Origin of the sequence: Mesorhizobium sp. M7A.F.Ca.US.008.03.1.1, from assembly GCF_003997495.1 — a bacterium.
Taxonomy (GTDB): domain Bacteria; phylum Pseudomonadota; class Alphaproteobacteria; order Rhizobiales; family Rhizobiaceae; genus Mesorhizobium.
This window is the reverse complement of record NZ_RZRU01000014.1, coordinates 54,311-67,247: the sequence shown is the minus strand read 5'-3', so window position 1 is coordinate 67,247 and position 12,937 is coordinate 54,311. Positions and strand designations below refer to the sequence as shown.

The following is a 12,937-nucleotide window of genomic DNA, read 5'->3' as shown; positions in this document are numbered from 1 at the left end:
CATCAGCGACCCGCAAGCAGGCGAAGCCCAGCCCCGGACAGAAAACTCAAATCCTCTCCCCCCAAACCAAATCAAAAACAGCCCGCAAGGCACAAAGCCCGCAGGCCCTGCGCGGTCAACGGGACTGCCGAAGCTTCCCGGAATACGCCGGATGGTCCGAAGGCTGCCGTAAGCCGATGCAGCAATAAAGACGCGGCCGGCGGGAGGGCTCCACGCGAGCTCCCGGTGCAGACACCCCGCCACCCTCACCGGTTCGCCACCAAAGGCCGGAAAGGCCTTGCCCAGCCGTACGGCACCTTGGCGGCCGCGACCAGCTTCGCCGAACGGAACGTATGAATTTCCGGAAGTAGGTCTTGAAATATATTTCACTATGTGAATTATATTGACAATACGCGCCCGGGCTGTAATGTCCCAATCGTCGGCTTTCGGAGGAAGGTCGGCATCATCAAATCCATACGGCAGCGCTCGCCGAGTGCCTGCGACGGTCATTGAGGATGGCTTCGGCCAAGGGAGGAAACTTGCGCAAATTTCTGAGCACGCTCGCGATCGCGGCGGCTGCGTCGACCTGTTTTGGTTCGGCTCAGGTGCTTGCTGAAACCGCCAACCCGTTCAAATGCGAGCCGGGTGAAAAATACGTCATGAACGTCATGGTCTCGGGCGTCGAATACTGGTTCCCGGTCTATGAAATGTTCAAGCAGGCCGGCCAGCAGTTCGGCTGCGAGACCGCCTATACGGGTACGCCGGAATACGACGTCAACAAGCAGATCGCCACCTTCGACCAGGCGCTGGCGCAGAAGCCGGCGGGCATACTGGTGCACCCGATGAACTCCGATCCGTTCATCGAGCCGATCAACCGCGCCATCGAACAGGGCACTGCGGTGGTGACCTTCGCCGCCGACTCGCCGAATTCCAAGCGCGTCTCCTACATCACCTCTGACAACAATGCCGAAGGCACCTATGCCGCCGACGCCGTTGCCAAGGCGATGGACGGCAAGGGCGAATATGCGGTGCTGGAGAATCCCGGCCAGGACAACCACGACAAGCGCGTCAACGCGTTCGTTGCCCGCATGGAAGCCAAATGGCCCGACATGAAGCTCGTCGGCCGCGCCGCTTCGAACCAGGATCCGACCAAGGCCTATCAGGCGGTTCTGAGCCTGGCGCAGGCGCATCCTGACCTCGGTGCCGTGTTCATGCCCGAAGCCAACTCGGCTATCGGTGCCGCCCAGGCGGCCAAGGAAGGCGGCGGCAAGATCCGCGTCATGCTCGCCGACGTCAACGCCAAGATCCTCGACATGATCAAGGCCGGCGAGATCTTCGGCTCGGTCAATCCCAACCAGGGCATGCAGGGCTATATGGGCTTCATGCTGTTGTGGATGGCCAAGCATCCCGGCCTGATCGACCCGATGAACGACGCCAAGCGTTCGGGCTTCAACCCGATGAGCGTGCCCTTCGTCGACAATGGCTTCTCCATCGTCTCCAAGGACAATGCGGACGACTTCTACTGGGACAAGTACCTCAAGCGTCGCGGCACCAAGGGCATCGAGGAATAATCTCGATCTCACCGCCCCGGCCTCGGCAAGGCCGAACCACCGGGGAAGGAGGCTTCGGCCTCCTTCCCCCCGCAAGCATCGCAGGAGCATTGCGTGACCCAGGCGCCCATTCTTGAAATCCGCGGCCTGTCCAAGGCGTTCGGCGCGGTCAAGGCGCTGAGCGACGTCCAGTTCGAGCTGCGGCGCGGCGAAATCCATGCGCTGTGCGGAGAAAACGGCGCCGGCAAGTCGACGCTGATGAACATGATCGCCGGTGTATTGCAGCCCGACGAGGGCGATATCCTGATCGATGGTGAGCGCATTTCGATCCACTCGCCCGCCGCCGCCCAACGTCTCGGCATTGCGCTTGTCCATCAGGAAATCGCGCTGTGTCAGGACGCCACCGTTGCCGAAAACATCTACATGGCCGCGATCAACAGCCGGCGCGCGCCGCTGATGAATTTCCAGAAGCTCTACGCTGACGCCCAGAAGGTCATGGACCTGCTCGCGCCCATTCCGGTGCGCACCAGGGTCGCCGACCTCTCCATTTCCAACCAACAGCTTGTCGAGATCGCCAAGGCGCTGACGCTCGACTGCAAGGTGCTGATGCTCGACGAGCCAACCGCGGCACTCACCGAAAGCGAAGCGCAGCGCCTGTTCTCGATCGTGCGCGGGCTCAGGGAACGTGGCATTTCGGTGGTCTATATCAGCCACCGCATGGCCGAGATATTCTCGCTGTGCGACCGCGTCACCGTCTTCCGCGACGGCCGTTACGTGGCGACCGATCAGGTCGCCGCCGTTTCACCGGACGATGTCGTGCGCAAGATGGTCGGCCGCGAAATCACCCAGCTCTATCCCGACAAGCTGGCGCCGCAAGAGCCGGGGCGCCTGCTCCTCTCGGTCGAGGGGCTTTCCGATGGCCGCCGCTTCGCCGACGTCGATCTGCAGCTTCGTGCCGGCGAAATTCTCGGCATAGGCGGCCTGATCGGCGCCGGCCGCAGCGAGATCGCACAAACGGTCTGCGGCCTCAGGCCAAGCACGTCTGGAACCGTCGCACTCGACGGAAAGCAGCTCCAACTGCGCAGCTATGGCGATGCGGTCAAGGCGGGGCTGGTCTATCTCTCTGAGGACCGCAAAGGCTCCGGCGTATTCCTCGATCTGCCGATCGCGGCGAACATCTCCGCACTCGACCTCGCCAGGTTGACCGGGCGCCTCGGCCTGCTCGACCGCAAGGCCGAGGATCGCCAGGCGAGGGAGCTGACCGGCAGGCTCGGCGTGCGCATGGCCGGCATCGATGCCGTCGTCTCGACGCTGAGCGGCGGCAACCAGCAGAAGGTCGCCATCGCCAGGCAACTGTCCGTCGATCCCAAGGTCATCATCATGGACGAGCCGACGCGCGGCATCGATGTCGGCGCCAAGGTGGAGATCCACCGGCTGCTGCGCCAGCTCGCCGGCAGCGGCGTAGGCGTCATCGTCATCTCGTCGGAACTGCCGGAGCTGATCGGTCTGTGCGACCGCGTCCTGGTGGTGCGCGAAGGCAGGATCGCCGGCGAGCTTTCCGCCAGCGAGCTCGGCGAGGAAGCCATCATCATGCTCGCCTCGGGCGTCCACAACAGTTCAACTCAAAGGCAGGCCCAGAATGTCGCCTAGGGAATCGGGAGAAGCGCTCGTGCACGCCGAGATCAAGGCCGCCAGTGCCGTGCGGCGCATCAATTTCGCTCAGCTCGCATCGATGCGCGAGGCCGGGCTGATCGTCATCATCCTGGCACTGTGCATCGCCATGAGCTTTGCCTCGCCGCACTTCCTGACATGGGGCAATTTCCGCGCCATGCTGATGAGCTTTTCCATCGAAGGCATCGTCGTTGTCGGCATGACCATCCTGCTCATCGTCGGCGGCATCGACCTTTCCGTCGGCTCGGTCGTGTGTTTTTCGATGGTGGTCTCCGGCGCGCTGTTCCTCGCCGGCCTCGATCCATGGACGGCAAGCCTGATCGGCATTGGCGTCAGCGCGCTGATCGGCGCGGCGATGGGCTTCTTCGTCACGGTGATAGGGCTCAATCATTTCATCACGTCGCTGGCGGCCATGGTCATCGTGCGCGGCATGTGCCTTGTGGTCACCAAGGGCACGCCGCTGTCGCTATTCACCCTGCCGCCCGCTTTCAAGGCCATCGGCCAGGGCAGTTTCAACAACATCCCCTATGTCATCCTGATCTTCGTCGTCGTGGTGGCGATCTTCGACTTCCTGCTGCGCCGCGCCACGGCCTTCCGAAAGGTTTTCTATACCGGCTCCAACGAGAAGGCCGCGCAGTTCTCGGGCATCAGGACCAATCAGGTGAAGTTCTGGGTCACGGTGCTGTGCTCGACCCTCGCCGGACTGGCCGGTGTCATCTACATGGCACGCTTCGGCGCGGCGACACCGACCTTCGGCGCCGGCATAGAGCTCAACATCATCGCCGCGGCCGTCATCGGCGGCGCCTCGCTCAATGGCGGCTCGGGCACCATCTTCGGGGCGATCCTCGGCATGGCGTTGCTGTCGGTGGTGACGAGCTCGCTTATCCTGCTCGATGTCTCGGTCTATTGGCAGGACATGATCAAGGGATGCATCTTGCTGGCGGCGGTGTCGATCGATCACTTCCTGCACCGCAAGAAGTCCTGAACTCTAAAGGCACCGAACAAGGCCATGGCCCCTCCCAACACCCGCGACGACATCGCCGCTGTCCGCCAGATGCACCAGGCGCTTGTCCTGCATTATGTCGAAGGCAAGACCCAGGCCGAGATCGCCGGGGAACTCGGCATCTCGCACGCGACCGTCAACCGGCTCATCAAGCGCGGTCATCAGCTCGGCCTCGTCGAGATCAAGATCAAGTCACCGATCGACCATCTGGTCGACCTGGAAGCGCGGCTGGTGGCGCTGGGTGGCATCGAGCGGGCGATGGTGGTGCCATCGGTCTCCGACAACCCACACACCGCCCTGCAGCGGGTCGGCGAGGCGGCGGCTGGGCTGCTGCTCGACACCATCAAGGATGGCGACACCATCTCGATCACCGGCGGCAAGGGTGTCAGCGCGCTGGTTGCCGGTCTGAAGCCCGGGCGCCGCTACGATGTCGAAATCATCCCCGCCACCGGACTGGTCCAGGGCAAGCACTACACCGACGTCAATCACGTCGCGTCGCTGATGGCCGACAAGCTCGGCGGACGCGCCTATCAGATCCATGCGCCGCTGTTTGCCGACACCGCGCAGCAGCGTGAGATGCTGATGGGCATCAGTTCCGTCGCCGACGTTTTCCGCAAGGCGCGCGAGGCCGATGTCGCAGTGGTGGGTATCGGCTCCATCCTGACCGACGATTCCAGCTACTACGATCTGCATCCGTCCTCGAATGCCGATCGCCAGGCGATCGAGAAGTCCGGAGCGACAGGCGAGCTGCTCGCCCATCTCATCGATCGCCAGGGCAAGCTTTGCAACTATTCGCTCAACCGTTCGCTGGTCTCGCTGACGCTTGACGAGTTCGCCACCATCCCGCGCTCGATCGGCATCGCAAGCGGCGCCAGCAAGGTCGCGCCGATCCTCGCCGCCATGCGTGGGAACCATCTCGACACCATCGTCACGGACGAGGCCACGGGGCTCCAGATCCTCGAGCTGGCCGAACAGGAGGCAGCATGAATTCTCGACAAATCCAGCGGCAGATCGGCAAGTCCGGCACATCGGCGTCGGCTGTGGGCCTGGGCACCTGGGCGATTGGCGGCTGGATGTGGGGCGGCACCGACGAGAAGGAGTCGGTCAGGGCGATAGAAGCCTCGATCGATGCCGGCCTCAGCCTGATCGACACCGCACCGGCCTACGGCCTTGGCCGCAGCGAGGCGATTGTCGGCGCCGCCATCAAGGGCAAGCGCGACAAAGTGGTGATCGCGACCAAATGCGGGCTGAACTGGCATTCGGGCAAGGGCGGCCATTTCTTCGACCAGGACGGCAAGCCGGTGCATCGCTATCTTGGCGCCGACGGCATCGCCCATGAGGTCGAGCAGAGCCTGCGACGTCTCGGCACCGATCATATCGACCTCTACATCACCCATTGGCAGGACCCGACGACGCCGATCGCCGAGACGGTGGCGGTATTGGAAAAGCTCAAGGCAGCCGGCAAGATCCGCGCCATCGGCGCCAGCAATGTCAGCGCCGAAGACCTCGGCCATTATATCGACGCCGGCCAGCTCGATGCGATCCAGGAGCGCTATTCGATGATCGATCGCGAGATCGAAGGCAGCCTGCTGCCGATCACGCGCGCGCACGACATCGCTACCCTCAGCTATTCGTCGCTGGCGCTGGGGCTGCTCACCGGCACGGTTGAACCCGGCCGCACATTCGGCGGCGACGACCAGCGCAAGGACAACCCACGCTTCTCCACGGCCAACCGTCAGAAGGTGGCAAAGCTGAAAGAGGCAATCGCCCCCATCGCCGAGAACCACCAGGCGTCGACGGCGCAGATCGTCATCGCCTGGACGCTCGCCCAGCCGGGCATCACCTTCGCCCTGTGCGGCGCGCGCAATCCTGAACAGGCGCGAGACAATGCGCGGGCCGGCGAGATCATGCTTGCGGCAAGCGAGCTTGCGGCAATCGACGCCGCGGCAGCCGCGCATCTCACCGCGATGGATGCCTGAGCAAAAAAGGCAACAGCCCCGATGAACCGTAGCCATACGTTAGCCGGTCTGCGCGACCGGCCTGATATCGCCGTGCTCGTCATCGGTGGCGGCATCAACGGCATCAGCGTCTTTCGCGAACTGGCGCTGCAAGGCGTCGATGTCGTGCTGGCGGAAAAGGGCGACTATTGCAGCGGCGCCAGTGCTGCCTTGTCGCGCATGGTGCATGGCGGCCTGCGCTACCTCGAAAACGGCGAATTCAAACTGGTGCGCGAATCGCTGCTCGAACGCGACCGGCTGCTGAGAAATGCCCCGCACTATGTGGCCCCGCTGCCGACGACGGTGCCGATCTTCGACATTTTCTCCGGCCTTGCCAACGGTGCGGTGCGTTTCCTGGGGCTGACGCGGCGGCCGAGCCGGCGCGGGGCGCTGGTCATCAAAGCCGGGCTGGCCATGTATGACCTTTTCACCGCGGCTCGGCGTTTGATGCCTACGCACAGGTTCAGGGGCCGCGCCGAGACCTTGAAGACATGGCCGGCGATCAATCCGGCGATCCGCAATTCGGCGACCTATTACGACGCCTGGGTGAGCCGGCCCGAACGCCTCGGCCTGGAGATGCTGCTGGACGCCATGGCGAGCGCGGCGAACGCCCGCGCCTTGAACTACGCTCAGGTATCGTCGACAGGTGACGGCCTCTCCATTACCGACACGCTGACGGGCGAACAACTGCCGGTACGGGCGCAACTGGTGATCAACGCCAGCGGCGGCTGGATCGACCTGACCAACAAGGCCATCGGGGCGACGGCGCAGACGATGATGGGCGGCACCAAGGGCTCGCATCTCATCGTCGACAATGCAGAACTCTACGCCGCACTCGGCGGCCACATGGTCTATTACGAGAACGAGGACGGGCGCATCTGCATCCTGTTCCCCTATCTGGGCAAGGTGCTGATCGGCTCGACAGACATCCGGGTGGACGATCCGGACAAGGTCCGTTGCGAGGAGGATGAGCAGCGCTACATCCTGCAGTCGCTCGCCTTTGTTTTTCCCTCGATCAAGGTCACCGAAGACCAGATCGTGTTCCGCTTCGCCGGCGTGCGTCCTTTGCCCGCCAGCGAGGACAGTTTTACCAGCCGAATACCGCGCGATCATTTTTGCGAGTTCGTCGAACCGGCCGGACACCTGCCGGCGACACTGTGCATGATCGGCGGCAAGTGGACCACCTTCCGTTCGTTTGGAGCGCTGGCCGCCGATATGGCGTTGAAGCGGCTCGGCCTCGCGCGCAGCAAGGGCACGCAGGATATGGCCATCGGTGGCGGCCGTGATTTTCCGGCCGACCCGCAGGTCTGGTGCGCGTCATTCGCTGCCGAGCATGGCCTGCCGGTCGAGCGTGCGCACACACTTCTGCAGCGCTATGGCACGTCGGCCAGGGATTTCGTTTCGCACCCGGCGGGCGAACAGATGCTGCCACTGTCGGACTATTCGGCAAGCGAAATCGGGCGCATCATCGAGCGCGAACAGGTCGAGTGCCTTGCTGATCTGTTCCTGCGCCGCACCACCATCGCCATTTCAGGCGGTCTCAGCTTCGACCTCGTCAACACCGTTCTCGACATGCTGGCGGCGCACAAGGGCTGGAGCGCCAGCGAGGCCGCCACCGAGCGCTCGACCTTCCTCGCCTTGCTGGCCGACCGGCACGCCATCGACCTCCAGACGCATCAAAGGAGCGCCCTATGCGCGTAAACAAGAAAGTCCGCATGAACCGGCTGTTCGGTGGCGGCCGCTGCCTCGACGTGGCTATCGATCATGGCGTCTGCAACGAACCGAGCTTCCTTGCCGGGCTGGAAGACATGGCCGGTGTCGTCAATCAGTTGGTCAAGGCCGGTCCCGACGCCATCCAGATGAACTACGGCCAGGCCGACCTGCTGCAATCCGTGCCTGGCAAGGACAAGCCGGCGCTGGTGATGCGCATCGACATGGGCAATCCCTATAACAAGATACGGCACCGGGCGATGTGGGCGGTGCTGCAGAACGAAGCCGAGCCCTTGCTTGGCGCCATCGAGATGGATGCGGCTTGCGTCGTGGTCAATCTGTTCATGCTGCCCGACGAGCCGGACCTGTTCCGGCAATGCGTGCAGAACATCGCCCGCGTGCGCGCCGATTGCGAGAAATACGGCCTGCCGCTGATGATCGAGCCGCTGGCCATGCTGCCGGTCACTGAGCATGGCGGCTACATGGTGGACGGCGATGCCGAAAAGATCGTCACCTTGACCCGGCTTGCCCGCGAGATGGGTGCCGATATCGTCAAGGCCGATCCGAGCACCGATCCCAACGACTTCCACCGCGTCGTCGAGGCGGCGCGCTGCCCGGTGCTGGTGCGCGGCGGCGGCAAGGAGGATCTGCGCGCCGTGTTCGACAAGTCGGCCGCCTTGATGGCACAGGGTGCGCTTGGCATGGTCTATGGCCGCAACATCTACCAGCACGCCAACCCGAGCGCTGTCGTGCGCGGGCTGATGGCGATCATTCACGACGATGCCGATGGCGGCACGGCCTGGGATCTGTACAACCAGGCATAGGCTGCGGCCTCGGGAGGCGCCAATGGCAAGCTATATCCTCGGTCTCGATGCCGGCAACACCGTCATCAAGGCCATCCTCTTCGACCTGTCCGGCCGCGAACTGGCATTCGCCGCCCGTGACGGCCGCTCGTCCATGCCAAAGCCCGGACATGTCGAACGCGACCTTGACGAACTCTGGCGCAACGCGGTCTCGGTCATCGGCCAATGCATCGCTGAAGCTCGTATCGACGCCGGCGAGATCGTCGCCATCGGCTGCGCCGGCCATGGCAACGGGCTCTACGCGCTCGATCGCACGGGCGCGCCATTGATCGGCATCCAGTCGCTCGACACGCGCGCGGTCGGCATCGTCGCCGAATGGGCAAAACAGAATGTCGGCGACCGCACCTATGCACATTGCCTGCAACGGCCGTGGGCGGCGCAGACGCCGACCCTGCTTGCCTGGCTCAAGCGCTTTTCGCCGGCTTTGTTCGCCAGCATCGGAACTGTGTTCCTGTGCAAGGATTTCGTCGTCAATCGCCTGACCGGCGCGCGCAGCAGCGATACTTCAGACATGTCGGGCTGCGGTCTGCTGCAGATGCAGGACCGCCGCTACGAGCCCGACCTGCTTGCCGCCTATGGGCTCGGCGATTGCATGGACCTGCTGCCGCCAGTGCTGGAATCGGCTGACATTGCCGGCCATGTCAGCGAGGCCGTGGCGGCCCTGACGGGACTTCGCGCCGGCACGCCGGTCGTCGCCGGGCTGTTCGATGTCGTCGCCAGCGCGGTCGGTTCGGGCGTGACCAGAACCGGTGCCGCTTCGGTCATCGCCGGAACCTGGAGCATCAACCAGGTCATCACCGACGAAACGATCCGCGACCCTTCGATCTTCATGCTGTCGACCTTCGATCGCCAGCGCTATCTGGCGATCGAATCCAGTGCGACCTCGGCCGCCAATCTCGAATGGATCGTTCGCGAATTCCTCGAACATGGCGGCGAAGCCGGCAAGTCGCCGTTCGAATTGTGCAGCGAACTGGTGGCGTCCGTCGATCCCAACGGTGACATCCCGATCTATCATCCCTTCCTTTACGGCTCGCAGCAGAATGGCCATGCGCGCGCCGGCTTCTATGGCATCGCCGGCTGGCATACCCGAGCCCATCTGCTTTGCGCGCTGTTCGAGGGTGTCGCCTTCGAGCACAAGCGCCATGTCGAGACCTTGCACAAAGCGGGCGCTGATTTCGACCAGGTGGTGCTGTCGGGCGGGGGCTCGCGCAGCAGCGTGTGGCCGCAGATATTCGCCGATGTGCTCGGAGTGCCCGTCACCGTGGCGCGCAGCCGCGAAACTGGCGCGCTGGGAGCGGCGATCGCTGCCGGTACCGGCGTCGGCATTTTCGCGGACTACAGTGCCGGTGCCGCCGCCATGACAGCGGCGGCCCGACATTTTGTACCCGACGAGGCGGTTGCTCACGCATACGCACGGCGGTATCGACTCTACGGCGAGATCAACCAGGCGATGACCCCATTATGGGAGCGCATCGCCGGACAGCAGGCGCGCACGTGACTGAAGTTTCACCGTCCCCGTTCGGCAGTTACGATTACGTCATCGTCGGTGCCGGCTCCGCCGGCTGCGTGCTCGCCAATCGGCTTTCGGCCGATCCGCGCAACAGTGTGCTGCTGCTCGAGGCCGGCGGCAGCGACCGCTATCACTGGGTCGATATCCCCATCGGCTACCTCTTCTGCATGGGCAACCCGCGTACCGACTGGATGATGAAGACCGAGCCGGAAGCCGGTCTCAATGGACGCAGCCTCAACTACCCGCGCGGCAAGGTGCTTGGCGGCTGTTCATCGATCAACGGCATGATCTACATGCGCGGCCAGGCAGCCGACTATGATGGCTGGCGTCAGGCCGGCAATGCCGGCTGGGGCTGGGACGACGTGTTGCCCTATTTCCTCAAATCGGAAGACTATCACGGCGGCAAAGGCGCCATGCACGGCAGCGGCGGCGAGTGGCGCGTCGAACGGCAGCGGCTTTCATGGCCGATCCTTGACGCCTTCCGGGACGCGGCCGAGGAACTCGGCATTCCGCGCACCGAAGACTTCAACACCGGCACCAATGAAGGCTCGGGCTATTTCGAGGTCAACCAGAAGAAGGGCGTCCGCTGGAACACATCGAAGGCCTTCCTGCGTGGCATCGCGGCGCGCAAGAACCTGCGCGTGGTGCTCGGCGCGGAGACCGAACGGCTCGAATTCGACGGCCGGCGCGTCACCGGACTGGTTTTCCGCCAAGGTGACCGCCTGCACCAGGTTCGCTCTGGACAGACGATCCTTGCAGCCGGTGCCATCAACTCGCCGAAGCTGCTCGAACTGTCGGGGGTGGGTCGCCCCGACCTGCTCTCGGGCATCGGCGTAGACGTTCGTCATGCCTTGCCAGGCGTCGGAGAAAACCTGCAGGATCATTTGCAGATCCGCACCGTCTTCAAGGTCGCCAACACTGCGACGCTCAACCAGCGCTACCACAATCTGGTCAGCCGTGCGTCGATGGGGCTGGAATACGCGCTCAAGCGCAGTGGGCCGCTGTCGATGGCGCCAAGCCAGCTCGGCATCTTCGCCAGGAGCGATCCGCGCCTCGCAACGCCCGATCTCGAATATCATGTGCAACCGCTGAGCACCGACCGTCTGGGCGAGCCACTGCATCGCTTTCCCGCGGTCACCGTCTCGGTCTGCAATCTGCGTCCGGAAAGTCGGGGCACCGTACATATGGGGTCATCCGATGCACGGGAGGCGGCGAAGATCCGACCGAACTATCTTTCCACCGCGGGAGACCGCAGCGTGGCCGTCGCGTCGTTGCGCCATGTCCGCAGTTTGATGAAGGCCCGGGCCGTGGCGTGCTTTGCGCCGGAAGAGATGCTGCCCGGCACGCAGTATGACAGCGATGAAGAGCTCATCCGCAAGGCCGGCGATATCGGTACGACAATTTTCCACCCCGTCGGCACCTGCAAGATGGGTTCGGATACGATGGCGGTGGTCGACGATGGCCTGCGTGTTCACGGGCTTGGCGGGCTGCGCGTGGTCGATGCCTCGATCATGCCGACAATCGTCTCGGGCAACACCAACTCGCCGGTCGTCATGATCGCGGAAAAGGCAGCCGAGATGATCCTGCAAGAGGCCCGCTGACCGCCATCGGCTTCAAGCCGTGGCAACACCGCGCGATCGCCGTCTCTCGGCCGCCGCGAGCAGATCGACGAAGGTGCGCACCTTGGCGGGACGGAACCGGGCCGGCGGAAAGACGGCGTGGATGCCGCCTGACGGCAGGCTCCAGTCGGCGAACACCGGCACCAGCCGCCCCTCGGCGATATCGTCGCTGACGCTGTAGTCCGGAAAGACACCGAGCCCGATGCCGACGAGCACGCAAGCCAGGGCGGCGGGGCTCTTGTCGCACATGATCACCGGATTGAGTTCGGTCAACACCGTCTCGCCATCCCTGGAAAACAGCCATTGGCCGATGCCGCGCAACTGGGTGTTGCCGACCCAGGCCAGCGATCTTGCCTGGCGCGGCGTCACGTCGGGCGGCAGGCTCGCCGCGAAGCCAGGGCTCGCCACCACGGTTTGCCGGATCGTCCCCAGGCGCCGCGCCTGGTTCGAGGAATCGGTGAGCCAGCCGACACGGATGCCGAGATCGATCTGCTCGTCCACCAGATTGCTGACGGCGTCGTCGAAGATCGCCTCGACGCGCATATGCGGATAGGTTCTGAGATAGGCCGCCATGACCGGAGCCACCATCTTGGTGCCGTAGTCGAGCGGCGCCGTCAGCCTCAGCGTTCCGCTCGGTTCGACGGCTCCGCGCGAGATTTCGCCATAGGCCGCCTCCGCTTCCCGCAGGATGATCATCGCGCGGTCATAGAAGAGGCGACCCTCTTCGGTCGGCGTGACACGCCGGGTCGTGCGCTGCAGCAGCGTTGCGCCCAGTTCCTCTTCGAGCTTGCCGATCTGATGGCTGACCACGGCCTTGGCGACGCCAAGCCGGTCGGCTGCGGCAGTGAACGAGCCGGTTTCCATCACCGTGGTGAAGTAGGCGAGCCTATTGAGGTTCAGAAGTTCGGCCAAGCTGACTGCCTTTTGTATGATCAGATCAGACAGTTTGTATAATTGGGCGCCATTTATCGCAAGGCCGCCGTCTGCCACATATGAGCGACGGCCTCGATGAGTCCGGTAGCCGGACAGGAATGG

11 protein-coding genes are annotated in these 12,937 nt (G+C 63.9%); 10 read left to right on the top strand and 1 reads right to left on the bottom strand.

Annotation, left to right across the window (positions count from 1 at the left end):
• The 10 genes from EOA16_RS32915 to EOA16_RS19860 form a co-directional block, all read left to right on the top strand.
• The coding region (locus EOA16_RS32915; protein ID WP_206517348.1) for a hypothetical protein at positions 1-188 on the top strand (188 nt) is incomplete at its 5' end.
• 330 nt (positions 189-518) lie between these two features.
• On the top strand, positions 519-1,550 hold the full coding sequence (locus tag EOA16_RS19900; protein ID WP_127259810.1) for a substrate-binding domain-containing protein: 1,032 nt from the start codon (positions 519-521) through the stop codon (positions 1,548-1,550).
• 93 nt (positions 1,551-1,643) lie between these two features.
• Positions 1,644-3,179 carry a sugar ABC transporter ATP-binding protein gene (locus EOA16_RS19895; RefSeq protein WP_127259809.1) on the top strand — a complete coding sequence of 512 codons (1,536 nt, stop codon included), beginning with the start codon at positions 1,644-1,646 and terminating at the stop codon, positions 3,177-3,179.
• A gap of 19 nt (positions 3,180-3,198) precedes the next feature.
• Positions 3,199-4,185 carry an ABC transporter permease gene (locus EOA16_RS19890; protein ID WP_127259808.1) on the top strand — a complete coding sequence of 329 codons (987 nt, stop codon included), beginning with the start codon at positions 3,199-3,201 and terminating at the stop codon, positions 4,183-4,185.
• 24 nt (positions 4,186-4,209) lie between these two features.
• Positions 4,210-5,190, top strand: coding sequence for a sugar-binding transcriptional regulator (locus tag EOA16_RS19885; RefSeq protein WP_127259807.1), 981 nt, complete (start codon positions 4,210-4,212; stop codon positions 5,188-5,190).
• Complete coding sequence (locus EOA16_RS19880; protein WP_127259806.1) at positions 5,187-6,182, top strand: aldo/keto reductase; 996 nt, start codon at positions 5,187-5,189, stop codon at positions 6,180-6,182. Before EOA16_RS19885 ends, EOA16_RS19880 begins: the two co-directional genes overlap by 4 nt.
• Positions 6,183-6,203: 21 nt before the next feature.
• The gene (locus EOA16_RS19875) at positions 6,204-7,901 is read left to right on the top strand and encodes a glycerol-3-phosphate dehydrogenase/oxidase (RefSeq protein ID WP_127259805.1); all 1,698 of its coding nucleotides are present in this window, start codon (positions 6,204-6,206) and stop codon (positions 7,899-7,901) included.
• Positions 7,892-8,734 carry a class I fructose-bisphosphate aldolase gene (locus EOA16_RS19870; RefSeq protein ID WP_127259804.1) on the top strand — a complete coding sequence of 281 codons (843 nt, stop codon included), beginning with the start codon at positions 7,892-7,894 and terminating at the stop codon, positions 8,732-8,734. The genes EOA16_RS19875 and EOA16_RS19870 overlap by 10 nt, the downstream gene beginning before the upstream one ends.
• A 22-nt stretch (positions 8,735-8,756) precedes the next feature.
• Positions 8,757-10,271, top strand: coding sequence for an FGGY-family carbohydrate kinase (locus tag EOA16_RS19865; protein WP_127259803.1), 1,515 nt, complete (start codon positions 8,757-8,759; stop codon positions 10,269-10,271).
• Complete coding sequence (locus tag EOA16_RS19860) at positions 10,268-11,884, top strand: GMC family oxidoreductase (RefSeq protein ID WP_127259802.1); 1,617 nt, start codon at positions 10,268-10,270, stop codon at positions 11,882-11,884. Before EOA16_RS19865 ends, EOA16_RS19860 begins: the two co-directional genes overlap by 4 nt.
• A 12-nt stretch (positions 11,885-11,896) precedes the next feature.
• Here EOA16_RS19860 and EOA16_RS19855 read toward each other — a convergent pair whose 3' ends face one another.
• Positions 11,897-12,814, bottom strand: a complete 918-nt coding sequence (locus tag EOA16_RS19855; protein ID WP_127259801.1) for a LysR family transcriptional regulator — start codon at positions 12,812-12,814, stop codon at positions 11,897-11,899.
• Positions 12,815-12,937 lie beyond the last annotated feature (123 nt).